The sequence below is a fragment of the Chitinophaga ginsengisegetis genome, assembly GCF_900168065.1.
Classification (GTDB): domain Bacteria; phylum Bacteroidota; class Bacteroidia; order Chitinophagales; family Chitinophagaceae; genus Chitinophaga; species Chitinophaga ginsengisegetis.
Map to the genome: position 1 here is coordinate 273,836 of NZ_FUZZ01000005.1, position 25,688 is coordinate 299,523.

At 48.7% G+C, this 25,688-nt stretch carries 21 protein-coding genes and 1 tRNA gene; 9 read left to right on the top strand and 13 right to left on the bottom strand.

Annotation, left to right across the window (positions count from 1 at the left end; all coding sequences use genetic code 11):
- Positions 1-72: 72 nt before the first annotated feature.
- Both B5Z18_RS27335 and B5Z18_RS32620 read right to left on the bottom strand, forming a co-directional pair.
- On the bottom strand, positions 73-2,301 hold the full coding sequence (locus B5Z18_RS27335; RefSeq protein ID WP_079472734.1) for a TerD family protein: 2,229 nt from the start codon (positions 2,299-2,301) through the stop codon (positions 73-75).
- A gap of 79 nt (positions 2,302-2,380) precedes the next feature.
- Positions 2,381-2,500, bottom strand: a tRNA-OTHER gene (locus B5Z18_RS32620).
- Between the two features lie 243 nt (positions 2,501-2,743).
- Between B5Z18_RS32620 and B5Z18_RS27340 the strand changes: the two genes are divergently transcribed.
- Positions 2,744-3,754, top strand: coding sequence for a helix-turn-helix transcriptional regulator (locus B5Z18_RS27340; RefSeq protein ID WP_079472735.1), 1,011 nt, complete (start codon positions 2,744-2,746; stop codon positions 3,752-3,754).
- A gap of 22 nt (positions 3,755-3,776) precedes the next feature.
- On the opposite strand, the gene B5Z18_RS27345 is transcribed toward B5Z18_RS27340, so the two are convergent.
- From B5Z18_RS27345 to B5Z18_RS27365, 5 genes are all read right to left on the bottom strand, one after another.
- Positions 3,777-5,216, bottom strand: a complete 1,440-nt coding sequence (locus B5Z18_RS27345; RefSeq protein WP_159454451.1) for a c-type cytochrome domain-containing protein — start codon at positions 5,214-5,216, stop codon at positions 3,777-3,779.
- Positions 5,213-6,145 carry a sugar phosphate isomerase/epimerase family protein gene (locus B5Z18_RS27350; RefSeq protein ID WP_079472737.1) on the bottom strand — a complete coding sequence of 311 codons (933 nt, stop codon included), beginning with the start codon at positions 6,143-6,145 and terminating at the stop codon, positions 5,213-5,215. Before B5Z18_RS27350 ends, B5Z18_RS27345 begins: the two co-directional genes overlap by 4 nt.
- A 7-nt stretch (positions 6,146-6,152) precedes the next feature.
- Entirely contained in the window at positions 6,153-7,640 is a 1,488-nt protein-coding gene (locus tag B5Z18_RS27355; protein ID WP_079472738.1) for a DUF1501 domain-containing protein, read from the bottom strand.
- 6 nt (positions 7,641-7,646) lie between these two features.
- On the bottom strand, positions 7,647-10,385 hold the full coding sequence (locus B5Z18_RS27360) for a DUF1553 domain-containing protein (protein WP_079472739.1): 2,739 nt from the start codon (positions 10,383-10,385) through the stop codon (positions 7,647-7,649).
- A gap of 76 nt (positions 10,386-10,461) precedes the next feature.
- A complete protein-coding gene (locus B5Z18_RS27365; RefSeq protein WP_079472740.1) occupies positions 10,462-11,343 on the bottom strand; it encodes an AraC family transcriptional regulator in 882 nt (293 codons plus the stop codon).
- Positions 11,344-11,504: 161 nt separating this feature from the next.
- Between B5Z18_RS27365 and B5Z18_RS27370 the strand changes: the two genes are divergently transcribed.
- Positions 11,505-11,864: a hypothetical protein gene (locus tag B5Z18_RS27370; RefSeq protein WP_143313721.1), complete on the top strand. Its 360-nt coding sequence runs from the start codon at positions 11,505-11,507 to the stop codon at positions 11,862-11,864.
- Positions 11,865-11,867: 3 nt separating this feature from the next.
- Positions 11,868-12,248, top strand: coding sequence for a hypothetical protein (locus B5Z18_RS27375; RefSeq protein ID WP_079472742.1), 381 nt, complete (start codon positions 11,868-11,870; stop codon positions 12,246-12,248).
- Positions 12,249-12,315: 67 nt separating this feature from the next.
- Here B5Z18_RS27375 and B5Z18_RS27380 read toward each other — a convergent pair whose 3' ends face one another.
- Positions 12,316-12,900 (bottom strand): pentapeptide repeat-containing protein, encoded by a 585-nt coding sequence (locus B5Z18_RS27380; protein WP_159454452.1) that lies wholly within the window; start codon positions 12,898-12,900, stop codon positions 12,316-12,318.
- A gap of 124 nt (positions 12,901-13,024) precedes the next feature.
- Here B5Z18_RS27380 and dinB point away from each other — a divergent pair, with 124 nt between their 5' ends.
- On the top strand, positions 13,025-14,143 hold the full coding sequence (gene dinB / locus B5Z18_RS27385) for a DNA polymerase IV (protein ID WP_079472744.1): 1,119 nt from the start codon (positions 13,025-13,027) through the stop codon (positions 14,141-14,143).
- Between the two features lie 195 nt (positions 14,144-14,338).
- Here the strand turns inward: dinB and B5Z18_RS32625 are convergent, their stop codons facing one another.
- From B5Z18_RS32625 to B5Z18_RS27410, 5 genes are all read right to left on the bottom strand, one after another.
- The gene (locus B5Z18_RS32625) at positions 14,339-14,746 is read right to left on the bottom strand and encodes a contact-dependent growth inhibition system immunity protein (protein ID WP_079472745.1); all 408 of its coding nucleotides are present in this window, start codon (positions 14,744-14,746) and stop codon (positions 14,339-14,341) included.
- Between the two features lie 332 nt (positions 14,747-15,078).
- Complete coding sequence (locus tag B5Z18_RS27395; RefSeq protein WP_079472746.1) at positions 15,079-15,390, bottom strand: hypothetical protein; 312 nt, start codon at positions 15,388-15,390, stop codon at positions 15,079-15,081.
- A 98-nt stretch (positions 15,391-15,488) separates the two neighbouring features.
- Positions 15,489-16,388: an NAD(P)/FAD-dependent oxidoreductase gene (locus B5Z18_RS27400; protein WP_143313722.1), complete on the bottom strand. Its 900-nt coding sequence runs from the start codon at positions 16,386-16,388 to the stop codon at positions 15,489-15,491.
- A gap of 72 nt (positions 16,389-16,460) precedes the next feature.
- Positions 16,461-17,297, bottom strand: a complete 837-nt coding sequence (locus B5Z18_RS27405; RefSeq protein ID WP_079472748.1) for an ankyrin repeat domain-containing protein — start codon at positions 17,295-17,297, stop codon at positions 16,461-16,463.
- Between the two features lie 94 nt (positions 17,298-17,391).
- Positions 17,392-19,152, bottom strand: coding sequence for an ABC transporter ATP-binding protein (locus B5Z18_RS27410; protein WP_079473112.1), 1,761 nt, complete (start codon positions 19,150-19,152; stop codon positions 17,392-17,394).
- 134 nt (positions 19,153-19,286) lie between these two features.
- Here B5Z18_RS27410 and B5Z18_RS27415 point away from each other — a divergent pair, with 134 nt between their 5' ends.
- From B5Z18_RS27415 to B5Z18_RS27435, 5 genes are all read left to right on the top strand, one after another.
- Positions 19,287-19,805, top strand: a complete 519-nt coding sequence (locus B5Z18_RS27415; protein WP_079473113.1) for a DUF4251 domain-containing protein — start codon at positions 19,287-19,289, stop codon at positions 19,803-19,805.
- 118 nt (positions 19,806-19,923) lie between these two features.
- Positions 19,924-20,544: an HAD family hydrolase gene (locus tag B5Z18_RS27420; protein ID WP_079472749.1), complete on the top strand. Its 621-nt coding sequence runs from the start codon at positions 19,924-19,926 to the stop codon at positions 20,542-20,544.
- A gap of 433 nt (positions 20,545-20,977) precedes the next feature.
- Positions 20,978-22,837 carry a 3-keto-alpha-glucoside-1,2-lyase-like domain-containing protein gene (locus B5Z18_RS27425; protein ID WP_079472750.1) on the top strand — a complete coding sequence of 620 codons (1,860 nt, stop codon included), beginning with the start codon at positions 20,978-20,980 and terminating at the stop codon, positions 22,835-22,837.
- A gap of 21 nt (positions 22,838-22,858) precedes the next feature.
- Positions 22,859-24,802 carry a hypothetical protein gene (locus B5Z18_RS27430; RefSeq protein WP_079473114.1) on the top strand — a complete coding sequence of 648 codons (1,944 nt, stop codon included), beginning with the start codon at positions 22,859-22,861 and terminating at the stop codon, positions 24,800-24,802.
- Between the two features lie 214 nt (positions 24,803-25,016).
- Positions 25,017-25,640 (top strand): RNA polymerase sigma factor, encoded by a 624-nt coding sequence (locus B5Z18_RS27435; RefSeq protein WP_079472751.1) that lies wholly within the window; start codon positions 25,017-25,019, stop codon positions 25,638-25,640.
- Positions 25,641-25,688: the final 48 nt, after the last annotated feature.

The following is a 25,688-nucleotide window of genomic DNA, read 5'->3' on the forward strand; positions in this document are numbered from 1 at the left end:
TGTGTTAAATCATAAAACGAACAGCAGCGCGGGTTGGCCCGGCTGCTGTTGTTTTTTATAGGGGTAAACAAATTAATCGATGAGCAATTGTGTCACGGCGGCGGTGTTGAGCGCCCATTGCATGTTATACACTTCATCGGCGTGCGCTTCAGGAGCGGCCTGCAATTGCTGGGCCTCGGCCTTGGCGGCCAGGAGCTGACCAATGCTCAGTTTGCTGTCCAGTTTTTTCAGGATAGCCTGTACATTGGCCGTGCTGAGGTCCTGGATGATCTGGCCATCGAAGGCCATTTCCAGCCAGATGATTTCCCGGGCTGCCACATCCAGTACGCCGAATACGAGCCCTTTGGTTAATCCGCCGGTGATGCGCACCATATGATCCACGCAGGACGGATCGTAGGCCACACCCTTCTTGGATACCTTCATAGGGTGTTTGCTGTTCATCCATCCCAGTACAAGGTTCATGGCGATGGCGCCCTGGCTGTAGGCGTTGCAGGTGAAGGTGACATACTGCGCGCCGGCTTTTGCCAGGGCAGGAATGTCTATTTCGATGTATTCCGCCGTCCCTACCTGGTTTGGTATGGAACGGATATCGCCGCTATGGATACACCCGGTTGTTTGCAGGTATTGGAAGGAGCAGGTATCCGTACGGTTGTTTTCGTAGGCGATACGGCAGCTCAGGTCCATATCCAGGTGCTGGGCAGGTAATCCTTTACCCCATTGCATGAACAGGATGATTTTATCCCCTTCCACTTTGAACCGGGTTCCCATCAAAGCGCCGGGCAGGTCCTGCACCTGTTCGCTGCGGTCGCCGATAGCCAGTGGTATTTTATACAGTTCCGGTGCAATGTAGATGCTTTTGGCAGTGGTGGCCACTGCGGCAAAGCGTTTCTTCATGGCGGAGATGCAAAGGTTTGTCACGGCCTGCTGCATTTCCTGCAACTGTTCGTCTTCGTAGATGTTCAGCTGCCGGTTAGCCGGGATGCTTTTTCCTACACCGCCCAGTGGTTTTACCGCACGGGTGGTGGATTTATCGAAGTAATACAGTGCGTACATCTGTAAAGTCAGCAACAGCCGGGCCGGTACTTTATCCGTGATTTCCGCAAAGGCGGCGGTTACCGCTTCCGGTCCGAACCACAGCATGTTGGCAAACAGCGAGCGGGCAAAAAGACCCGGACGTTGTTTCAGCAGCTGCAGGGTGTTGGCTTCATCGTAACGCAAACGGTAGTGGTTCACCTGGCCCTGCCACACGGTATAATCCTGGCGGTAGAACCGGTCCATCAGTTCACGCAGTTTTTCAAAGCCATCGCGCTTGCTGAACTCGGCCAGGCGCAGGGCGCGGATGAAGCGTACCCACATGTTACGCTGCGGATGCATGATTTCGCACATGGCCGTTACGTCCATATCCAGGCTATTCAGCCAGCGGGCTGCCATCAGCCCCTGTTGGCGGTTGTATTTCAGTTTCAGCGCCGCTTCCGCGGATACCACTTGTACCGTAGGATAAATATCCCGGTAGATCTGCCGCTGGTTTTTATTTTTCCGTTTGGTGATGGTACCTGGCTTCACCAGTTGCAGGAACCCGGTATGTTTGTACCACAGGTAACGGAGTATATCCGTTGGCGTGGTAAACAGTTTTGCGGCTTTTTCTGCCTCATCTTTTTCAATCAGCACATCTACTACTGCAATGACGGTTTCTTTCATACCAATTTTTACTGCCGGCAGCGGAAAGATATGCAGCAATGTTTTCAGGCTCTCCACCTGGGTAGCATCTAATGCTGTTTTGGAGGTCAGCAGGTTTTCCATGTATTGAGCCGCCAGCTCGTTGTTCCAGCGTTTCAGCACACGGATCTTACTTCCCTGGCCCATGTTTTCCAGTTCGCCGAATTCAAACGGTGTACCGCAATAAGGACAACCGTTATATCTTTCCAGTGGAAATGTATTGGCAGGAATAATATGGCCGCATTGGAGCTTAGTACCGGCGCCCGTGAATTTATTGGTCAGGTAAGTGATAAAGTGATCAATGAACGATTCATTGGTAGGTACCTGCCAGTCTTTTATCAGCGGGGTCCAGTTGGTATTCACGCCCATCACTTCCCGGAATGTTTCGAGGATAGTAGCCTGGTAAGCAGGAGAGGTATGGTTCAACGCATGCAGGAGATCTTCTGTTACCCCAAATCCCAGTTTAGCGAGATTGGCTACCAGCATACCGGCGGCCGGGGTAATATGCAGCGTGTCTGTATTCACCACTGTATCAGGAATGTAAATAGCCTGTTGTCTTAATCCTGTTCTTAATAAAGCGTCCATTGTAATTGTGTTTAAATAATCAGATAATTTTGCTGCTGTTTATCCAAAAAAGAAGTAAGCAGCAATTGACCTCGATTTGTAAAGCAGGCTGGATTCGAACCAGCAACTCCGGATTGGAATCAGGAAGTAAGTTTTAATTGACCCTGAAGATAATTTTAAAACTACAGGATCCGGTGTTCAACCATTGAACTACTGCTTTTCCATCTTCTGCGTTAATTATAAATGTTCTTTTGGCTTGAATGAAGTAACATTTATTTGAACGCTTCCGATGACACAAAGATGCGCAGGTATCTACGCAGTACACTTGCGTACTTAAATATTTCTTAAAAAATAATTTTAACTACTTGATTATCTGTCATTTATTTTTTCTTCTTCCAAAGAAGAAAAAATACTACGCAGGTATAATGCGCAGTATTTTTGTTTCTTTGTATAAATTATTAGTATGTCCATCAATAAGCTGGCCCTGATCCGGTACAAGGCCATCGATGAATGCCTGCGTAACCGCTATCGTAAGTGGACGCTGGAAGATCTCATTGAAAAAGTAGCAGACGTGTTGTATGAACTGGAAGGCATCAGCAGCGGCGTGAGTAAACGTACCATCCAGGCGGATATCCAGTTGATGCGCAGTGATAAGCTGGGGTATAATGCGCCCATCATTGTAAAGGACCGTAAGTATTATGCCTACAGTGATGCTGCCTACAGCATCACCAACGCGCCCATTAACAACGCGGATGTAGATAAAATGAAGGAAATAGTGGCCGTGCTGAAACAATTTAACGGCTTCAGTTACTTCGATGATATGAGCGATATGATTGCGCGGTTGGAAAATAACCTGTATAAATCTACCGACGCGCATCTCAACTGTATCCAGCTGGAAAATAATCATCGCCTGCTGGGCTTATCGCATATCAACCCGCTTTACCAGGCTACGCTGCATAAAAAGGCGCTCCTGGTAGAATATAAATCTTTCAAAGCCAGCAAGGCACAGGAATTTATCTGTTATCCCTACCTGCTGAAAGAATACCGCAACCGCTGGTTCCTGATCACCCGGAATAAACGTACCCCGCAGCTGCTCACCCTGGCGCTGGACAGGATCATCAGCCTGCAGGAACTACCTAAAGAAAAGTTTATTGCCTGGGAAGGTATTCCCTTTGACGAATATTATGATAACCTCATTGGCGTTACCAAATCAGAAAAAGATCCTGTCCATAAAGTAGTACTGCAAATTGATGCAAAGCATGCCCCTTACGTGCTGACAAAGCCATTGCACCATTCGCAGGAAATATTAAAGGAAGATGAACAGGCCACCATAGTGAGTATCGACGTGGTGCTGAACTTTGAACTGGAGCGGGAAATCCTGGGATTCGGGGAACATATGAAAGTACTGTCTCCCAAATCCCTGGCTAAAAAAATTGCATTGCGACTGGCGCAGGCTGCGCAGGCGTACGAATAACGGGTACGCCTGCACGTATTTATTACCCGCTGACTTTATGATAAATAACCGTATCGGAAGCCAGCTGTTGTAAACGGTAACCGCCGGTATCCAGTTTCAGTTTTGGCAAAGATTGCTGTAGCTGCCGGAGCGCAGCAGGCGTAAAGCCCGCCTGGTATACATATAACTGTTGCAGCTTTTTATTTTGCTGCAGGGATAATAATCCTTCGGCATTTACCGCCGTTCCGGCGAGATTGAGATAGCGCAGCTCCCTGCAGTTGCCCAGTGCTTTTATACCATTGCCCTTAACCGCTGTATTCCTCAGATCAAGACGGGTAAGCTTCTTCAGCTGCCCCAATACAGCAAACGCGCTGTCGGTAACAGCCGTACCGGAAAGATCCAGCCAGATCAGCTGCTCCTTTAATCCCAGTAACAACTGCATATCACGGTCGCTGAACCCGGCGGCGTTGATCGCATCTACCATGAGGTAGTGACTGCCGGCGCCCACGGGCATTACTTTTACTTTTAAGGCTTCCAGTGCGGCCATCTTCTGTTCACTGGGTGCGCCGGTACTTTCTTCCGGAACAAATTCCTGCTTATCCAGCGGGGTAGCGGGTTGCATTCCTTCCAGCACCGCCACGATCCGGGGCGTTTTTTCCAGTTCTTTTACTGTTTTGTTAGCAGGCGCACCTGCTGCAATCCACCAGTGCAACAGCTCTAGTTCCTGTGGTGTTACGGATGGTTTGCCTTTTGGCGGCATCCGGTGTTCGTCTTCTTCAGGAAGCAGCAGCCGTTTGAATAATTCGCTTTCTTCCGGTAGACTGTCCTTCAGCACCGGTCCGTGCTCTCCGCCTTTACGGATGAGGGCAATGGATTCCAGGCGCAAACCGCCTTTCAGCTTCTGTTCATTATGGCAGCCATAGCAACGGTTGGTGAGTACCGGCCGCACAAGGTCTTCATACAACCGGGCATCGCCGATATTCGTATAGGTGGCAGCGTTAGCCACCGCTTTGTTCATGCCGGTGATCCGCTGTAAAGGAGCGGGCATGGCTTGCGTGAGGTAATCGTCGCCGTGGGTAAGACTGCCGCCGTAATGCCCTGCGGCGCTCAGCAGCAACACCATCAGCAATGCTGCCGGTAGTTGCAGGCGGGGAAAGCGGTGTTTATTTCTTTCCAGCAGGTATAACGCGGTGCTGATAACGGCTACGCCTATACCGAGATATTTATGCGTTTGCAGTAATTTTTCTTCATAACCTCCATCGAGTGAAAGGAGGTAGCCGGTGATGCAGCTGAATATGGCCGACACAGCTGCCGCCAGTAATACCGCCGGCAGGGCTGTTTGTACGTGCTGCCATTTTTCCCTGCGGGCCAGCAGCGTTAATATAAATGCGATAATTAAAATGCCGATAGGCAGGTGTACCAGTAAAGGATGCGAACGTCCTATAAACATACTCCAGCTGCCGCTACTGATCAGTAATCTCATGGTTTGCTGTAACGTTGTTTTAGCTGGTTCATCATAAATACATTGATATCCCATTGGTCGGCTACCGGCTGCCGGGTATAAGGCAGGGTAGGCAGGTAGTCGGCCGGACCAAATTCAGTAAGGAACGTGAGCGGTTTGCCGGCGGCCTGGTGCCGTTGCACAATCTGATCCCACCAGCTGAAATGCGCTTTCACCGCTGCGGCCCATTCCGGCGCGCGGGGATCGTTCACCTGCGGGCCTTCCGGGTGCCCGATGCGGGCGTGTATATGACCTGCACGTGCCAATGCTTTGGCTACCGTGGCCTGCTGATCCTGCAGTAAGGATTCGTGTACGTTGCACCAGTGCGAAATGTCGAGCGTAAGCCGGAGGTCGGGTTTTGCATCGATGAATTTGCCGGCGATATGTGCGGCAAACAACATCCGCGAACGATGCGTTTCATGATATACCGGTATGCCTGTTTGTTTGGATATCCGGGTGGTCATATCTATTAACGCACTGTTTTGTTCAAAGGAAAAATAATCCCTTCCGGAGTGGCAGTTAATATACAGCGGTTTAATTTTATTGTTGCCGGTGGCTGCTTTCAGCATGGTTTCAAATTGCTGCGCATGTTTCGTATAGTCGCTGTCGTAGCCCGCGCATAAATAGCCCACTTCCAGTCCGTGTTGTTCCAGCGCGGCAAATAATTCCTGTTGTGCGGCGGCTTCATTGGGCCACCAGATTTCGAGTCCGTCGTATCCGGCCTTTTTGGCCTGTGCGCAAAATTCGTTGATGCTGCCGGTGTAGCCCCAGTTGGTGGCCAGTACAATAAGGCGGTATCCGTCTTTTGCGGCAGCAGGTGTGGCTGTGGCAAATGCCGGCAGGGAAGGGATACATAATGCGGAACCCAGTATGGCTGATTGTTTGATAAAATTTCTTCGGTTACTGTTCATGTACGGTTTAGCTTAGTATGGGTGTAATTACTTTTCCGCCGGTGTCTGTAAGGCGGAATGGCCGGCCCTGGAACTGGTACGTGAGCTTTTCATGATCAAAGCCCAGCTGTTGCAGGATGGTGGCGTGAATATCGTTGATCGCTACTTTTCCTTTCACGGCGGCATAGCCTATTTCGTCGGTTTCTCCGTAGGAAAATCCTTTTTTGATACCAGCGCCGGCCATCCACATGGTGAAGGCTTCTACGTGGTGATCACGGCCCAGGAAAGGCATGTCTTTGCCGTCCCTGTTTTCCTGCATGGGGGTTCTGCCAAATTCGCCACCCCATACTACCAGGGTTTCATCGAGCAGGCCGCGTTGCTTCAGGTCCTGCAGCAGTGCGGTAATAGGACGGTCAATTTCCCGGCATTTATTACGGAAGCCGTAATCGATCGCAAGGTTTTCATCTGTACCATGACTATCCCAGCCCCAGTCGTACAGCTGTACAAACCGTACGCCTTTCTCAACGAGCTTGCGGGCCAGCAGGCAGTTGTTGGCAAATGATTCTTTGCCTGGCTGTGTGCCATACATTTCATGAATGTAATCCGGTTCTTTGTTGATGTTCATTACTTCCGGTACGGAGATCTGCATTTTATACGCCAGCTCGTACTGTGAAATACGCGACAGGGTTTCCGGGTCGCCGAAGGTGGTATATTCCTGTTTGTTGATTTCATTGATAGCATTGATGGATTCCTTGCGCAGGTCCCTGCTCATGCCTTCCGGATCGGTGAGGTAGAGTACGGGTTCGCCTTTGGTTCTGCATTGCACGCCCTGGTATACGGAGGGGAGGAAACCGCTGCCCCATACGCTTTTACCGGCATCGGGTGTTTTACCGCCGGAGGTGAGCACTACAAAGCCGGGGAGGTTATCGTTTTCGGAGCCGAGGCCGTAAGTTACCCATGAGCCGATGCTGGGGCGTCCTAACCTGGCGCTGCCGGTTTGCATCAGCAGCTGGGCGGGGCCGTGGTTAAACTGGTCCGTTTGTACGGCTTTCAGGAAGCTTACTTCATCGGCCATTGTAGCGAAATGCGGCAGGTGATCGGACACCCAGGCGCGCGATTCTCCATGTTGAGAGAAGATGGCTTGCGGTCCGAGCATTTTGGGAACGCCGCGGATGAAGGCAAATTTTTTACCTTCCAGCAGGGACGGAGGACACAGTTGGTTATGTAATTTCTGCAGGGCAGGTTTATAGTCGAACAGTTCCAGCTGGGAGGGTGCGCCTGCCATGTGGAGATAGATCACGCTTTTGGCCCGTGCGGGGAACTGCGGCACCCGTGGCGCCATTGGGTTACCCGCGAGGTCCAGCAGGGTTTTGCTGCTGCTGCCGCAGCTGGCCAGGAAAGAGCTGAAGGCGGCGGCGCCCAGCCCTTTTACACAGTCCATCAGGAAGTGGCGGCGGGTGAAATACCGCAGTGTTTGATCGTTTGCTTCCTTTATCAGTCGTGCGTGTTTAGTCATACCGGATCAGGATTTAGTCAGGAATTCATCCAGGTTCATAATCGCGTTGGCTACTACGGTGAGTGCTGCCAGTTCCGCCTTTTGTGGTGTATTATCTTTATGCTGCAACAGTTTGTCGGCTTCCGCGGGTTTTTGTTTGTATTCCGCGAGCGCTTCTTTATACAGTGTTTGCAATACTTTCAGTTTATTATCGGGCAGTGGTTTATACATGGCGGTTTGATAACCCCAACGGATACACGCCGCAGCGTCGTTGCCGCCGTTTTTCAGCATATGCCTGGCCAGTGAGGCGGCTGTTTCCACATATACCGGATCGTTGAGGGTAACCAGTGCCTGTAGTGGTGTGTTGGTGCGGATGCGCCGTTGCAGGCATACTTCGCGGCTGCTGCCGTCGAAGGAGAGCATCGACGGATAGGGGCTGGTACGTTTTTGAAAAACATATACTGCCCGGCGGTACTGGTTGCCGTCGTCGGCGGTTTTCCAGTAGGCGCCGCTCCAAACGGATTGCCAGATGTTATCGGGTTGGTACGGCATGATGCTGGGGCCGTGCAGCTGGCGGTTCAGCAGGCCGCTCACGGTGAGTGCCTGGTCCCTTACTTCTTCTGCCGTAAGCCTGAAATGCGGGCCCCTGGCGAGCAGGCGGTTAGCAGGATCTTTTTCCTGCAATTCAGGGTTGCTGGCAGAGGATTGCTTATAAGCCGCAGATAATACTATTTCACGCAGCATTGGTTTTACATGCCACTTGTATTTGTGCATAAACTGGTAGGAGAGATAGTCGAGCAGTTCTGGATGCGATGGCGTGAAACCCTGTGTGCCAAAGTCTTCTATGGTTTCCACGATACCGGTGCCAAAGATCTGTTCCCATAAACGGTTCACCATTACACGGGCGGTGAGCGGATTTTTTGTATCGGTGAGCCACATGGCAAAACCAAGACGGTTACGTGGCGCTTTTGCCGGGAATGGGTTCAGGGAGTGTGGTACATCCGGCGTCACTGCTTTTCCTTTTACCATCCAGTTGCCGCGTTCGAATACGTTGGTGACGCGGGCCATTACAGACGGGTTTTCTATCATCACCGGCACGTCGTCGGGGTTTTGATTGATGAGTGATAACCAGGTGTTGTTGATCTTATCATAGCCGGGTTTTCCTTTACCGGGAATATCATCGCGGTAGGCAAACCATTCCACGCTGCACACCGCATCTGCAGGGTTGAGGGAAGGGTTGCGGAAAATGAGGTAAAGATCGTGCGTGCCTGTTATGGGCGGCAGCGGCATGCTGATGGCGAGCCGTCCGTTGGTGGGCGCCAGGGTATGTTTAATAATGGTACGGCCATTCAGGCTGTCGAGTCTGAATTCTACGGAGCCGCCATTGCTGCCGGTCCAGTAGTTCATGAGCAGTTGTGTTTTGCCTTCCATGTTTTGTTTGGGAAGGCGGCAGCTGCCATTATTCCGGATGCCCATGTATTTGGTGTCCAGCAGGGCGCCGTTGATATAGTTATCGGCTACGTGTGCGTGTACTTTGGGTTCCAGTACTTTCAGGAATTCCTGTACATCCTTTGCCTGTTGGGTGGTGCCGTTTTGCGCTACCCAGTCGCTCACCTGTTTTACTTCTGCCGTACTAACGCTGTCGTACAAACGAAGTTTAGGATGTTCCATGTGGGTATCTTCATCACGGGTATTATTGAGGAAGGCCATCAGTTTATAATAGTCTTCAAAGCGGAAAGGATCGTAAGGGTGACTGTGGCATTGTACGCAGGCGATGGTAACGCCCTGGAATACATCCATGGTGGTGCTTACCCGGTCCATTACGGCGGCGGTGCGGAACTCTTCGTCCTGGGTGCCGCCTTCGTCGTTGGTCATGGTGTTGCGGTTAAACGCGGTAGCGATGAGTTGTTCGCGGGTAGGATCGGGGAGGAGGTCGCCGGCCAGTTGTTCGATGGTGAAGCTGTCGTACGGCATATCGTTATTGAATGCATCAATCACCCAATCGCGGTAGCGCCATATTTTCCGGCTGTCATCCCTTTCATAGCCTTTGGTATCGGAGTAGCGGGCGAGGTCGAGCCACATGGCCGCCCAGCGTTCGCCGTAGTGTGGCGATTGGAGGAGACTGTCTACTATTTTTTCGTAGGCGTGTTCGTCGGTGCTGGCGGCAAACTGCTGTGCCATTTCAGGTGTTGGTGGCAGTCCGGTAAGATCGAGGCTCACGCGGCGGAGCAGGGTCATTTTATCTGCTTCGGGCGAGGGTTTCAGTCCTTCCTGTTTCAGCTTTTCCTGTATGAAGTGGTCTATTTCATTACCGTTGGCGATGGTAATATCCGGTACCGGAACATTTTTGGGAGATATATACGCCCAGTGTTCTCCCCATTCCGCGCCTTGTTTCACCCACCGGGTAAGCATATCTATTTCGGCGCTGGTGAGCGGTTCTCCTTTCTGCGGCATCCGTTCTTTTGGATCTTTGCAGGTAAGGCGGCGGATAAATTCGCTTTTTTCAGGATGACCTGGAACGATGGCGGGCTTGCCGGATTTGGTAACGCCCAGGGCTTCTTCCCGGAACAGTACACTGAATCCGCCGCTTTGCTTCACTCCCCCGTGGCAACTGATACAATGCTTGTTAAGCACTGGTTTTACCTCGGTACTGAAGTCTACCTTTTTATCAGTGTGACAGGCGGCAAACAGCAGGCCTGCCCCCACCGCTATAGTGAGGCTCACTGTAATCCTCAACGTGGAAAAATGGGACATTGTTTTTTTCATTGACGTCCGTAAAAATAAGCAGGTGCCACTGAATAGTGGCTAGATGATATGCTGATTATGATGGATTATCTTACGGTCAGAATTTCCTTTCCCGGTATTGATTGGGCGATACACCCATCACTTTGGTAAACATCCGGGAGAAGTAGTAGGGATCTTCCATGCCGAGTTGCGCGGCTATTTCCTTGATGCGTGATTGCGTGAAAAGCAGGTGCTGGCAAGCCTTCTGTACTTTCAGCTGGTTGAAGTATTCGATGGGAGAGAAGCCGGTGTTATTTTTGAAGAGATAGGAGAAGTGCGACTGGGAGAGGTTTACAGCCTGCGCCATCTGCTGCAGGGTAAGCATCTTGTCCAGGTGTTTATTCATATAGTCGATGCATTGATCAATGGCATCGTGCTGCTGGGAAGGTTTTCCGGGTTGGGTGAAATCCGGGTAAATGCAGGACGACAGGAACGACCAGAAATTCATATTGGACCAAACCAGGTTTTCATCGCGGTAGCCCCGCTGGAGCTGCTGGTAGATCCGCTCAAACAACTGTATTCTTTCCGGGGAATGGGGGAGGAATATGCGGTGCCCGTTCCATGCGCTGACCGCTGCCTGCACAATCCCATCTGCACTGGTTCCCTGGAAGTGCGCCCAGTAGATGGTCCACGGGTCGCTTTCATCCGCAGTGTATTCATGCGCCCATTTACGCGGCAGCAGGAAGCAATCGCCCGCCTGGATGGCATGCACGTCTTTTTTCAGCGTGATACTGCCTTTGCCCTCCACGCAATAAATTAAAATATGCTGCTCCGCGCCCTGCGCTCTTTTGCGGTGGTGGAACAATGCTTTCGGATAATAGCCGATATCCGTGATGTACAGGGGAGTAAGTGCCGCTTCCCGGGCGCATTTCCTGCTCAGGATGTTACGTGGAATCACTATCATACGCTGGCCCTGAAAGCCTTCTTTCTTCCTGATCATAACGTAGCCGGTTTTCTTCCCAAAGTAAGAAAATCCATTTTTATAACATCATGCAGCGAACGCCATCTTATCTTCTTACTATTTATTTTACCAAACTTTCAGAATATTTTGAAAATACAATAAGTTTGAATAATTTTGATGCCGAAAGCAAATGCACTGATATGAACACCATTGCTTACGCGATCTATCTCGCAATAACATACCTGATCACGGTGAAAGTGGGATGGCGGTTTTACCGCAACGGAAGGGTTTTTATCCTCGGACTGCTGGAGCAAAACCACACGCTGGCAGATGCTATTAATAATATTTTACTGGTGGGATATTACCTCGTTAACCTGGGCTACGCAACTGTGATGATCAGCACCTGGGATACGATTCACGACTGGACGGAAATGCTGGTGAGCATTACTGCCATGACCGGCCAGATCTTTTTGTCGCTGGGCATTTTACACTGTTTTAATATGCTTGTTATATATATTATCAGTAAAAGAAATCATTCCATTCAACCACTTAAATCCTAGTATATGTCTTCCTCTTTTAATTTCCTGGCCTACATGATCTATTTGCCTGTTGTGATCAGCGTTACCTGGCTGGTAGCCATTACCCTGTTCAAAAACAGTAAAGTATTTATGCTTGATATTTTTCATGGCAACAATGAGTTGGCCACCGCTACTAATAAACTATTTGAAACAGGATTTTACCTGCTGAATGTGGGTTTTGCGTTCTGGATCATGAAAATTGCGGAAACTATTTCCAACCCGCGTTCTATGATGGAAGTCCTGAGCGGCAGGATCGGCGGCTTCTTCATCTGGCTGGGCATCATGTTGTTCCTTAATTTATATCTCTTCTTCCGTGGCAGAAGAATTTCAAAAGCAAAAAGTAAAGTTATCATCCCTGTAGCCTAACGCCAGCCTTCATCCATTGTTCCGCGGATTTTGTCTTTCCGGGAGAAAGACAAAATCCGCACTTTTTTTATTCCACGATCTCCACACCCAATCCATCCAGCAGCGACAATGCATCCGGCAAACTGAACTTAGCCTTCTTCACTTTATTGGTGCGTACATCAATGGCATACCGTTGTGCGCCTGCAAAATTAGCCTGGGTAAGATCTGTTTCGAAGAAGCGCGCCCCGGCGAGGTCTGTACCACCGAAATCGGCCTGTGATAAATTGCAGCCGGAAAAATCGGCTTCGTCTGCCTGGCAGTGAAGGAAGATTCCTTTTTTCAGGTTCTTGCCGGAAAAATTGCAGTAGCTCAAACGGCTGTGGTGAAACTCCACCGTAAGCGCATTACGGGCATTATGCCAGGCAATACCAATTGCTTTGCTGTGTTGCAGGATTACTTTGTTGAAAGATGTTTGTTTGAATTGTATCAACGACAGATCGCATTCTTCAAAGGTGCATTTATCAAAAACACATTCTTCAAAAACGCATTCCTTGAGGCTGCATTTATAAAAATGACAATCATAGAACTCCCTGCCGGAGATGGTTTTACCTTCCCAGATGATGTGCTCGAATTTTTTATGTTCGTGTGAAATTTCCTGATCGTAACCGGCCACGGTGAAAAGTTTAAGGTGTGAAGGTAGCAATTATGTTTTAGCAGCGAAGCATGTAAAAAAAATCAATTTTGTGATCTGAATAGCCAAATACTGAATATCTTTACTTTGCTTCCGGGATGTAGAAATGGAGAACAGTTCAAACAGCATACAACGAAAAATTATTCATATTGATATGGATGCGTTTTACGCATCTGTAGAGCAACGCGATAACCCGATGTACCGCGGCAAAGCCATTGCTGTGGGCGGTTCGCCGGAAGGCCGTGGTGGAGTGGTAGCCACCGCCAGTTATGAAGCGCGCAAATTTGGCGTACGTTCCGCGATGCCTTCCAAAAGAGCGTTGCAGTTATGTCCTGAACTGGTTTTTGTGCGCCCCCGTTTTGATGCTTACAAAGAGGCGTCCCGGCATATCCGGGAAATATTTTCCCGCTATACGGATCTGATTGAGCCATTGTCGCTCGATGAAGCCTACCTGGATGTAACGGAAGACAAGCAGGGCATCGGCTCCGCTATTGAAATTGCCAAACTGATCAAACAGGCCATCCGGGATGAGTTGCAGCTGACCGCTTCTGCGGGCGTGTCTGTGAACAAGTTTGTGGCTAAAATAGCCTCGGATCTTAATAAGCCGGACGGGCTTACGTTTATCGGGCCGTCGTCTATTGAATCATTTATGGAAACGTTGGCGGTGGAAAAGTTTCACGGTGTGGGAAAGGTGACCGCTGATAAAATGAAAAGGATGGGGCTTTTTACGGGAGCTGATCTGAAGAAGCTGTCAGAGCAGGACCTGAAAACCCATTTTGGCAAGGTAGGTAGTTTTTACTACCGGATTGTGAGGGGGATAGATGACCGCGAAGTGCAACCGCACCGGGAAACCAAGTCACTCGGCGCGGAGGATACGTTCCCGTACGATCTTACGGTGATTGAAGATATGGAAGCGGAGCTGGAGAAGATCGGGAAAACGGTGTACGACCGGTTGCAGCGCTATAACCTGAAAGGCCGCACTATTACCCTGAAAATAAAATACAGTGATTTTAAACAGATCACGCGGAATCAATCCTTTCCGTTTCCGGTGGGGGATTACGATATCATTGTAGACACGGCAAAACAGTTGCTGGCGGCTACTTACCCGGAAGATAAGCGGATCCGCCTGTTGGGCATTACCCTGTCTAATTTCAATGATGCGCCGTTGAACCAGGAGAAACTACCTCCGTCAGGACAGCTGTCGTTGTTCAATTTTGAGGAATAACGATCGCTTCTGTAGCTGTACAGGCAAAGGTTTCACCATCCCGCAGTATTTACTGTCAGCTGCTCCGGTAATATCATTACTGAAAATTAACGTGGAGTTGTCTTGTAGTGTGTACTGAAGGAGATGTTACAGGTTTTCCGGTGATGATGTTATTTTATGCGGGAGAAGATAAGTTGCCGCAGAAAACAACAATGGTTACATGACCAGGTTGTTACGCCAGAATTCAGGTAAGTCTATTTCTGTTTCAATTTCTTCGCTTCTTTCCTGCATCAGGTCGAGCAGGCTTTTGTGAAGGTCGGGATGTTCTTCCCAGAAAGCAGCAGGTACGTCGAGTACGGCTTTCAGCAGGTCGCCGGGATACATACCGGCAGTTACCAGTACGTCGTTTTGTAATATCTCCAGTGCTAAAGGAACCAGGTAGGAAGGATTAAAGGATTGTCCGATTAAGATCCGCAATTCGCTTGCGGCTAATTTTACTACTGGTACTTTAACTAAGGCAAGACATTTCTGAATTATTCCCGAATCTTGATCTGTGGCCGGTCCCCAACTCTTATTCTCCAACTGCTCCAAAGATTTATATCTCCAGATATCTTTCTTATTCATAAAAATGTGTCTCTCTTTTCGTGCTAATAAAATGTTTAATTATGAAGATGATTTCAACGCGCAATTTTTTCTTTTGATGGTGATCATCTGTCAGAACCTGCGGAGTATTGCAGGTGTTGCGGTAGCCGGTTAGTGCCGGCGGTTATAAGAAACCAGGATCAACAGGTATAAATATAATGAATATTGTTGATGGCGAAAGAAAATTTTCCACCTTTAACATTTTATGTAACAAAACAGACCGTTAAATGAACATAAACGACCGTATGGATATGATTTATATATAAAATCCCCCGGCTGCACGCCGGGGGATTTTCGTATAATCTGTTCCGTTATTACACGGCCCTTTGGTATTTTGGCAGTACCAGCAGTTTCACGATGCTGTGTGCTGCGGCCGACAAAACCAGTGCTATCACGATCAGCAGGGAGGCTTTGCCCGGGGTATCAAATACATCGATTACGCCGGAAACATTTTTACCGGCGAAGAGGATGGCTATGAGGCAGGCAAGGGCTCCTGTAATCCAGAGGGTAATATGCGACCACAGGTATTTTCGTTTTTGAAATCCTTTTTTTCCAAATGAGGTAAACAGGAGGTAAACGTGGGCAAGGAAAAATAAAACGGCTAAAACAGTAAGTGTTGTGAGCATGCTGGTTAATTTAGGTAATGGGTAATAATCATTCGTTCTAAAATATGAAATTATTTCTACATGTACAAATAGCGGCACACAACACCCTGGCTGCTTTATTAAAATTCACTGATGATGAGCTCCCGGCTGATCATAGCGCCGGCGAGGGTGCCTGCTGCTACCGATATGGAAACGCTCCTGAAAGGATTGGTGGCATCGCCGGCTGCATATACGCCGGGTACGGTGCTGGCCTGGAATCCGTTCACTACAATATGACCAGCCGGCGTGAGTTCGCAACCCAACGCTTCCGGAACGGCGCAGTGCTGCCGGAAAGCAGGTTTGTGGTATAATGCATTCAGCGCAAAGGAACTGCCGTCTTTAAAAAGCAGCTCGCTTATTTGTCCGCCTGCATGTGTGATTTCCGCGATTTCTTTTTCATTGACACCGATATGATGTTGCTGCAGTTTTTCGACCTGTTCCGCTGTGAGCGTGGATGGGCCGTTGGTAAATATGGTCAGCTGACTGGTCCAGTTGCGGATCATTTTAACGTATTCAAAAGCGTCGTCGCCGTTGGCGAGGATGCCGGTGGGTGTTTCCTTTACTTCATAGCCGTGGCAATAAGGGCAATGCAGTACAGAGATGCCCCAGCAGGCTGCAAATCCTTTGATAGCAGGCATTTCGTCTTTTACGCCTGTAGCGAATAACAGTTTTTTAGCAGCAAGCTGTTCGCCTGCGGCGGTGGTAACCGCAAAGCCTTCAGGAGTGGGTGTGGCGCCGGTTATTGTTCCTTCCTGGGAATGTATGCCGGGATATTGCCTTACCTGTGCTTTGGCCGTAGCCGCTATGGCAGCGGGGGTAGCGCCATCCTGTGTGAGAAAGTTATGGGAGTGTGGCGTTTGCCGGTTACAGGGTTTACCGCTGTCTATTATGAGTACCTGTCGCCGTGCGCGGCCCAGGGCCATAGCGGCCGATAACCCCGCATAGCTTCCCCCGGCAATGATCACATCGTATGTTTGCATATGGTGGTATTTAATCATGAAGTAAGACGGCAAAAATACTATATTGCAACATTGTTGCAAAATTAAAATGTATTACACATTATCGCCGGCATTGGCGCGGATGGTGGAAATATGTTCTGCGATGAGGTGGAGGCGGTAGTAGTATTTTTCAAAGATATCGTCGTACATGCGGTGCCTGTTTTCCAGGAAGGCATTCAGGGCTTCATAAATAAATTCTTCAAAAGTATGGTGTTCACTTACTTTGATCACGCATTCAAATACGGGCTCCATGCTGGTGGCAAACTTTGTTTTCACCTGGATATCGGCCATGCAGGTGATCATATCTTTATACAGGTTAGGCGCTTTGGCAAACGGAACATAATGGATAGCAGTAAACCCATCTTCATCGTACACGTATTTGTTCACATCTTCCGATAATAAAAACTGCACTACTTCCCGGTTATTATTATGCCGGGTAGCCAGCAGCAAAGGCGTATCCATACTGGCCAGCACAAAATTGAAGTGGATGTTGTGTTCAATCAGGATCAGCAGCATATCGGTGATCGCCGCGAGCCGGTGATGTTTAAAGATATAGGCAATGGCAAAAAGGTAATCGGCGTTGCCGATATAAAGCGACGCGCCTTTTTTAAGCAGGTATTGCACTGCCTGCGGCTTATTGGCGCCAACCGCGCAGAAAATGATTGGAATAATGCCTTCCTTCTTATAACAGATATCCGCCCCGCCTTCTTCAATCAGCAGTTCCGCGGCCTCAAAAAATATTTCCTGGTATTCAAGTAAATCGCATAGTAGTTGTGACCGTTCCTCCCGCGTAAAAAACGAGAGGTTATATCCGAGCAGGGTGATAATTTCATCTGGCTCCTGACTGTTTCTTAGCTTACGTTTCAGGTCGTACAGCGAAATTTTTTGCATAGAGTTTTCATAGTGTAATATTAGCCGGTGGGAGAGAACCATTACATAGGATGAAAACGCGGCTGCAATGATAATGCAATATTATCAAAAAAAGTTATTTGTTTTCCTGGTGTTTCCAAAGCTCCTGGAAAGCGGCGCTATTCGCGCGCAGGTAATGAAAAGTACCTTCAGACACGATGCGGCCCTGATCCAGCACATAAATGTAATCGAACTGCGGCAGCAGGTGCAGCCGGTGCATGGCAGAAATAATCGCTTTGTCGGAGAATGCCTGGAACATTTTTTCATAGATCATGGCCTCAGTTTTAGGATCTACGCTGCTGGTGGGTTCATCGAGCAGGATCACCTGGCTGTTGCGGGCCGCAAGGATGCCGCGGGCCAGCGCCAACCGCTGTTTTTGTCCGCCGGAAAGGTTCACGCCTTTTTCACGGATATCAGATGCCAGTCCCTGTGGCAGCATTTCCACCACTTCCGAAAAGTGGGCGCTGCTGCATACGGCCATGATCTCATCGGGCTGAAAGGGCAGGCCAAGCGTAATATTATACTCAATAGTATTTTCAAAGATCTCCGGTTCCTGCGGGAACAGGGTAACGCTTTCATTTACGGTGGCTAACGGTAACGCCTCTCCGTTTACCTGTATCACTACACCGGGTTCCGGTTCATAGAGACCCCGTAAAATAGCCAGCAGCGTACTTTTTCCGCTGCCGCTTTCACCAATTAACGCAATCCTTTTTCCTTTTTCAATCAGGATGTGGAGGTCATGCAGTCTTTGCGGAGCAGCATTATCCTCATAGGTAGCCGTATGCGAAAAGCTCAGGGAGCTGATGGTAATCTGCTGCCAGTGAACCGGCAGTTCCGGCGCGGTATCTGCCCGGTGATGCTGCGTGTAGGCGTCGCTGATATTGCCGGCGGTATCTACTGCAGTATTGTATTGCACCACGTCGGTATATTGCCAGGCAACATCCTGGAATACGCTGGTGAACTGGTTTACATAACCCAGGAGGGTAACCAGCCCGGCTACATAAAACATTTCTCCCGGCACCCAATGCTGGAAAACATAACCTATGGTAATAACGCAGTAAATAAGGGTGATCATCATTTCTGCCACAAACCATTTCCATTCGTTGATCAATGTGTTTTTCCTGAAGGGCGACAGGATGCGCTGCACCTTTGCCAGCAAACCGTTTTCCATACTCTTTTCCAGCCGCAGGGTAATAACGGTCATGATATTGGAAAGACTGTCGAACAACGTGGCGGATACCACATGTTCCCCTTCATTTATTTCATTGAGGGTTCTGATAAAGGGGCGGTCGAACCGCAGCACGAGCCATATACACAGCACGCCCAGCGCGATGCCGATACCGCCGTACAGCGGCGAAAAATACAGCATGGCGATCATGGAAAACAACAGTTTGCAGATCGCATGGAGATACATAAAGCCTCTTTCGAAAAACTCTTTCAGGGCCTCATATGCTTTTCTGATCCGGTTGATCACGGAGCCGCTGTGATTATCCTGGTGCCATTTTACGGGGAGATGCAGGGCCTGGTGGTAGCGTTCCTGCAGGAAGTTCCGGCTCAGGTTAAATGCCAGTTGCCGTTCCATCACGCGGGCGGGACCATGAAAGCACCATTCCAGGAATTTAAGCCCGAAGTAGGAGGCGGCAAAGATGAGGGTATACCGGGGCAGATGGGCGCTGTCGCGTTGTATGCTTCCAATAAACCAACCGAATAGCACGGGGTTCAGGGAAAAGATCACATTGGCCATCAGGAACAGGAAATACACCAGCAGGTATTTTTTACGCTCCTTCCGGGCATATTTCCAGGCGGTTTTCAGTAACGAGATATATGGGTTGGGCATGTTTCCGGGTTTAATCATTGGCCCTTAAAAGTAACATTTTAACAGCAAATTGTATTTCTGTGGTGGTGAACAAAACGTACCGCCGGCTGTTATGGTACGATATTAGCACTTCCCCTTATGTAAAAACTTACCATATGAAAAGGTTCTTTGTATTAAAAACAGCGGTGCTTCTCTTTATGGGAGCCCTTATTTCTACCGGTCTTTTTGCACAGGAAACAAAGGCGCAGCAAAAAGCGGATAAAGTGGCTAAGATCAAATCCCTGATAGATTCGCAGAATTATGTTTTTGTAGCGCAGAATGCCCTGCCCATGAGTGGCCGCATGCGTAATTTAACATCGGAGTACAACGTGATAGTAGGGGCGGACTCGGTGATCAGCTACCTGCCTTATTTTGGCCGGGTTTATACATCCGTGGATTACGGCGCTACGAAGTCGCCACTGGATTTTAAAACCAAATCTTTTGATTACAATGCTACGCCCGGCAAAAAGGACGGCTGGAATATTACCATTAAGCCCAAAGATCACAGATCGGTGCAATCAATGAACCTGAGCGTTTCCAGCGAAGGATATGCATCGCTCCAGGTAACCAGCAGCGACAGGTCGCCGATCAGCTTTAACGGTTATATAACAGAAAGAAAAGTTAAAAAGAAATAAAGGATTAAGTTTTTGTTTTAAGAGAGAAGGGGGAGATGTAAACGAGATATTCGCTTTCATCTCCCTTCTTCTTTTCGGTTTAATCTCCTACATTAGTATAGCAATAAATTTTCTGCAAATGGACAACCATGTAAAGATTACGACGCTGTTCCTGGACATAGGCGGTGTATTATTAACCAACGGATGGGACAGGGCTGCGCGTAAACTGGCGATACAAACTTTCGGGCTGGATGCGTTAGAAACGGAAGAACGGCATCACCTTACTTTTGATACTTATGAAGAAGGTAAACTTACGCTGGATGAATACCTGAGCCGCGTAGTGTTTTATGAAAAAAGATCCTTTAGCCGGGAGGATTTCCGGGAGTTTATGTTTGCCCAATCGGCGCCATACCCCGAAATGCTGGAGCTGATCCCGCAGCTGAAGGAAAAGTACAAACTGAAAATTGCTATTGTTAATAATGAAGGAAGAGAGCTGAATGAGCATCGTATCCATCATTTTAATATCAGTCGTTTTGTTGACTTCTACATTTCCTCCTGTTTTGTACATTTCCGCAAACCCGATGCGGATATCTATAAAATAGCGCTCGATATTGCGCAGGTAAAACCTGCCGAAGTGGTGTATGTGGAAGACCGCTCCATGTTCATCGATGTAGCGGCGGGTCTTGGTATCAATGGCGTTTGCCATACGGATTATGAAAGTACCCTGAAAAAACTGGCGGTTTTCGGATTAACATTATAGATTGTTGCGAATTGTGTCTTTCCCAGGATTACGCTGATTATATTGATTTTTACTTTTTGATTTTATAAAGGATTAAGGGAGATAAGAGCGGATATATATCCGCTCTTATCTCCCTTAATTATTACTGAATAAGAAAATCCCCAAATAAAACAATATAATCAGCGTAATCCTGGGAAAGACAAAATCCCCTGCGATCCACTCCGCATTTTTACCGCTGGTGTAATTTTTTTTCCCTCACTAACAACTTTCTTACAATTAATTTCTATTTTGGCACCCGTGATTCAAATTTAGTCCAGTCCCACGTTTAGCGATAGTTGAGAATTTAAATTTCATTAACAATTGGGGTTGCCTATATAAAAAATAATGATGTATCAGCTGCAAGGCTAAATGCATTTAGCAATCAATGTAAACTTTTTAAAAAAAATCCAGATCTATGCTTAGATGGAACAAGTTCCGTCCAAAGTTGAAGCAGTTACGTGTGTACGACCGGAGAACTTTGGTATTGATTTTAAGTATTGGCAGTTGTCAGCAGATGATGGCACAGAACAAATTGCCGTTAACAGATTTATCTGCATTTCAGCAGCCTGCAGCCAACTGGCGTATAGCCGGCGGCGTTAAAGCAGACCTGCAACAGAACAACCTGCTGCAAACAACTGCAGGAACAGGCATCCTGGTAAACCTGCCTGAAAAGAATGCACATGGACAGGACCTTTTCAGCACCCTGCAACATGGTGATCTGGATCTCGAACTGGATTACATGATGTCTAAAGGCTCTAATTCAGGTATTTATTTACAGGGAAGGTATGAAATCCAGCTGCTCGACAGCTGGGGTACTCTAGCTCCCCGCGCTTCCGACAACGGAGGTATCTATGAACGCTGGAATGACAGCAAACCGGAAGGACAGCAGGGCTATGACGGTCATGCTCCCCGCCAGAACGTAAGCCGCGCACCCGGTTTATGGCAACACATGAAAATTTCATTCCAGGCGCCCCGCTTTGATGCCGCAGGCAATAAAACCGCCGATGCCGTTATCCTCAAGCTGGAACTGAACGGCGTAACCATCCAGGAAAATGTAGTGCTTTCCGGACCTACCCGTGGCGCCGTACAAAATAATGAAGTGGCTTCCGGGCCGCTCCGTATCCAGGGAGATCACGGTACCGTGGCTTTCAGGAACATCGTAATCCATAACTTCAGCGCCCCCAGGCCAACACTGGAAAACGTAAAATACAGCGTGTACAAAGGCAGCTTCGATAAAGAACCCGACTTTGCTACCCTGAAACCCGTAACTAGCGGAACTTCTGCGCTGCTAACCTCCAACATTGCAGGTTTGCCGGACAATGAGTTCCTGGTACGTTACACCACTACCATTGCCATTAAAACCGCAGGTAAATACAACTTCAACCTGCACACTTCCGGTGGCGGCGGCGTATTAAAAGTGAATAACCAGCCTGTTATCACCCCACAGGGCTGGGATGGCCGCGGCAGCATTGAATTGCAACCCGGCAGCTACCCGGTGGAAGTGCTGTATGCTAAAAATACCGACTGGGCAAAACCATCCATCACTTTATCGGTGAGCGAAGCCGGCATCCGCGATTTTGTGATCAGCGATACCAACGTACCCGTAGATGATCCTACCGATCCTATCCTGGTAACCGCCAACGAAAACACCGTATTGCGCAGCTTCATGGATGTACGCGGCGGAAAACGCGTGGTACACGCCGTATCTGTAGGCAGTCCCGCCAAAGTGCATTACACTTACGATATGGACAACGGCTTACCCTTCCAGGTATGGCGCGGCGAATTCCTGAACACCACTCCTATGTGGCACGACCGTGGCGATGGTTCTTCCCGTCCGCTGGGTACTGTGCAGGTGCTCACCAATCAGCCTGCGCTGGCCATCGGTAAACTGGCCACCAAAGAAACTGCCTGGAGCACGGATACTGCCGGTACCGGCTTCCGTCCAACCGGCTACGCACTCGATGAAAGCGGCAAGCCAACTTTCCGTTATAATATCTATGGTACTGCTGTAACAGACGATATCAGCGTGCTTCCGGAAAACCAGGGTATTCACCGTACTGTTACGGTGCAGCAACCTGCTTCCGACCTGTATCTGCGTATAGCCGTAGGGGATAGTATTGAGCAGGTGTCTCCGGGATTATATGTGATCGGCGACAAATCTTATTATGTGAAGATGGATGATGCCAAAGCGAATCCTATTATCCGCAACCAGAACGGCCGCGCGGAGCTGATAGTGCCGGTACAGGCGAAAACAGGTTATGCGGTTATCTTCTAAGCAGCAACACTAATGACTATTATGAAACTGAATTATAAAAGTATTACAGCAGGAATAGCCGCAGGTATGTTCCTGATGACAACGGCCATCACGCCTGTAAAAGCACAGGAGTCCCCGAAGGAAGAGGACTTTTTCCGCATCGCGCGTATCAGCTCACCCGAAGGCACCCTGCTGGAAGTAGGTGGTTTATGCACCCTTCCTAACGGCGACCTGGGCGTAGCCACCCGCCGCGGCGATATATTTATAGTAGAGAATCCTACCAGCAAAACACCTTACTTCAGGAAAGTGGCCTCCGGGCTGCATGAAGTACTGGGACTGGCCTACAAAAACGGTTCCCTCTACTGCGCACAACGCGGTGAACTCACCAAAATGACCGATACCAATATGGACGGTAAAATGGACCTGTTTGAAACGGTGTATTCCTGGCCTTTGTCTGGTCATTATCATGAATACAGCTTTGGCCCGGTACTGGGCACAGATGGCTCTTTCTTTGTTTCCGGCAACGTGGCCTTTGGCGATGAAGAATGGTGGCGCGGTGAAAGCCGGGTACCCTGGAGAGGTTGGATGATGCACATTACAGAAGATGGTAAAATGGAACCATTTGCGACCGGTTTCCGCTCTCCGTGCGGACTTGGTACGATCGATGGAGAACTGTTCTATACAGAGAACCAGGGCGACTGGATGGGTTCCGGTGGCTTAACCCACGTGAAAAAAGGTAGCTTTGTTGGTCACCCTGCTGGTTTACGCTGGACCAACCTGCCTAATTCCCCGGTAAAACTCACCACAGAAGCGCTCTACAGCAAAGTAGATCCACGCTTCCGCAAAGATGCCAACGGCCGTGCTATCAAACCGGAAAACGTAGAGAATGAAAAGTTTGTGACGCTGTTTGATATGAAGAAATATTTCCCTGAAGTACAGCTGCCGGCAGTTTGGCTGCCACACGGTATCCTAGGTATTTCCAATGCACAGCTTACCACCATCCCCGAAGGAGCCTTTGGCCCGTTTGCCAAACAGGTGCTGATCGGCGACCAGGGACAGAGCAAAATTGTACGTGTATACCTGGAGAAAGTAAACGGCGAGTACCAGGGCGCTGCCTGGGATTTCAGAAGCGGCTTTCAGTCGGGCGTACTGCGCCTCGCCTGGGGTAAAGACGGTTCCCTCTTTGTAGGTGAAACCAACCGTGGATGGGGTTCTGCCGGTGATGCCAACCAGGGCCTGCAACGTTTGGTATGGAATAACAAAGTGCCGTTTGAAATGAGAACGGTAAGCGCTATGCCCGATGGCTTTGAAATTACCTTCACCTTACCGGTAGATAAAAAGTATGCAGAAGATATTGCTTCTTACAATGTAGAAAGCTTTATCTATAAATATCACCCGGTATATGGCAGTCCTACTGTTAACTCAGAAAAGCTGACCATCAAAGGTGTACAGGTATCTCCTGACGGTATGAAGGTGCGCCTCGTGATCGATGGGCTGCGCCAGTACTACATCCACAAGCTGTCGCTGAATGGTATCCGTACCCAGGAAAATTCCTATTCACTGGTACACCCTGATGTGTACTATACCCTGAATAATATTCCTGACGGCGCAAAGCTGGCGGTTTCCGCACTGAGCACTAAAAACTCTGCTGCCAAACCAGCTACCACTGCCACGAAAATAGCAGATGCAAAAGCCGCTTCCACAGCAGCCAAAGCAGCTCCTGCAAAGGCGCTGACTTATGAGCAGATCAAACCGTTGCTGAACAAGTATACCTGTTCTTCCTGCCACAATCCTGATAAAAAGCAGGTGGGACCTGGTTTCCGCGATGTAGCCAAAAGGAATTACTCTGTAGCCAAGATCCTGTCGCTGATTAAAAATCCGCAGGCAGAAAACTGGCCCGGCTATGCTACGCCAATGCCGCCGTTCCCACAGGTACCGCAGGCAGATGCCACGAAAATAGCTATGTGGATCAATTCACTGAAATAAGTCAATAACGTAATAATGGGGCTGACCCGAAAGGCTTGTACCCGCAAAAAAGAAAAACATATGGCCCGCCTTGGCGGGCCATATGTTTTTGTAGATTATTTTCACGCTCCCTCTCGTCCACGATATTCCTTTGTGATCTTACCTATACCACAACCGTTAACTTTATGATAATATTGCAAGATTATATTTGCCCTGCATAAGGACAAATCAGTACATGGCTTCAGGCATCCACGATCACGCTGCATTATGGCAACAGGTAAAACAGGGAGACCGCACCGCTTTTGACCAGGTGTATCATTTGTATGCCGCTCCTATTTTTAGTATGGTGTACAAGCATATCCGTAGCCGGGCCGATGCAGGAGATATTACACAGGAAGTTTTTATGGATTTGTGGGATAAGAAAGCGGATATTACTATACAAAGTTCCCTTTTCAATTACTTATACAGCATAGCCCGTAACAGAACACTCAGATATATAAAACGTAATGCTGCCCGTCCGGAAAGCCTGGACCTGCTGCAGGAACTACTGAATGAACAAGGCATGCCACTGGTTTTCCAGGAGGCTTATTCTGCATCTGTCATCCGCACGATGGAATCCTCTGTAGCCAATGAAATTGCCGGGCTGCCTGCACAAATGAAAAAGGTGTACCACTTGAATCAGGAAGCTGGTATGAGCGTACCTGAAATAGCTGAATTGCTGCTGATTTCTCCCAACACGGTTAAAAACCATCTTTCCAAAGTGCGCAAGCGCCTCCGCCAGGCTGTATCCCGGTTAACTTTCCTCTTCTTTATGTTTTTTATTGTTTTGCTCACCGCAGCAAGATGGCTGGTGATTTAATCCCCCTCGCAATATTACCAAATTATTAACTCCATTTTCCAGAGTAGT

Excerpts from the sequence above, each read along its gene's own strand:
- B5Z18_RS27435 (WP_079472751.1), top strand. The coding sequence starts at position 25,017 with ATGGCTTCAGGCATCCACGATCACGCTGCATTATGGCAACAGGTAAAA.
- B5Z18_RS27410 (WP_079473112.1), bottom strand. The coding sequence starts at position 19,152 with ATGCCCAACCCATATATCTCGTTACTGAAAACCGCCTGGAAATATGCC.
- B5Z18_RS27395 (WP_079472746.1), bottom strand. The coding sequence starts at position 15,390 with ATGCTCACAACACTTACTGTTTTAGCCGTTTTATTTTTCCTTGCCCAC.
- B5Z18_RS27340 (WP_079472735.1), top strand. The coding sequence starts at position 2,744 with ATGTCCATCAATAAGCTGGCCCTGATCCGGTACAAGGCCATCGATGAA.
- B5Z18_RS27420 (WP_079472749.1), top strand. The coding sequence starts at position 19,924 with ATGGACAACCATGTAAAGATTACGACGCTGTTCCTGGACATAGGCGGT.
- B5Z18_RS27425 (WP_079472750.1), top strand. The coding sequence starts at position 20,978 with ATGCTTAGATGGAACAAGTTCCGTCCAAAGTTGAAGCAGTTACGTGTG.
- B5Z18_RS27365 (WP_079472740.1), bottom strand. The coding sequence starts at position 11,343 with ATGATCAGGAAGAAAGAAGGCTTTCAGGGCCAGCGTATGATAGTGATT.
- B5Z18_RS27350 (WP_079472737.1), bottom strand. The coding sequence starts at position 6,145 with ATGAACAGTAACCGAAGAAATTTTATCAAACAATCAGCCATACTGGGT.
- B5Z18_RS27405 (WP_079472748.1), bottom strand. The coding sequence starts at position 17,297 with ATGCAAAAAATTTCGCTGTACGACCTGAAACGTAAGCTAAGAAACAGT.
- B5Z18_RS32625 (WP_079472745.1), bottom strand. The coding sequence starts at position 14,746 with ATGAATAAGAAAGATATCTGGAGATATAAATCTTTGGAGCAGTTGGAG.
- B5Z18_RS27430 (WP_079473114.1), top strand. The coding sequence starts at position 22,859 with ATGAAACTGAATTATAAAAGTATTACAGCAGGAATAGCCGCAGGTATG.
- B5Z18_RS27400 (WP_143313722.1), bottom strand. The coding sequence starts at position 16,388 with ATGCAAACATACGATGTGATCATTGCCGGGGGAAGCTATGCGGGGTTA.
- B5Z18_RS27345 (WP_159454451.1), bottom strand. The coding sequence starts at position 5,216 with ATGAGATTACTGATCAGTAGCGGCAGCTGGAGTATGTTTATAGGACGT.
- B5Z18_RS27335 (WP_079472734.1), bottom strand. The coding sequence starts at position 2,301 with ATGGACGCTTTATTAAGAACAGGATTAAGACAACAGGCTATTTACATT.
- B5Z18_RS27415 (WP_079473113.1), top strand. The coding sequence starts at position 19,287 with ATGAAAAGGTTCTTTGTATTAAAAACAGCGGTGCTTCTCTTTATGGGA.
- B5Z18_RS27360 (WP_079472739.1), bottom strand. The coding sequence starts at position 10,385 with ATGAAAAAAACAATGTCCCATTTTTCCACGTTGAGGATTACAGTGAGC.
- B5Z18_RS27355 (WP_079472738.1), bottom strand. The coding sequence starts at position 7,640 with ATGACTAAACACGCACGACTGATAAAGGAAGCAAACGATCAAACACTG.
- dinB (WP_079472744.1), top strand. The coding sequence starts at position 13,025 with ATGGAGAACAGTTCAAACAGCATACAACGAAAAATTATTCATATTGAT.
- B5Z18_RS27375 (WP_079472742.1), top strand. The coding sequence starts at position 11,868 with ATGTCTTCCTCTTTTAATTTCCTGGCCTACATGATCTATTTGCCTGTT.
- B5Z18_RS27370 (WP_143313721.1), top strand. The coding sequence starts at position 11,505 with ATGAACACCATTGCTTACGCGATCTATCTCGCAATAACATACCTGATC.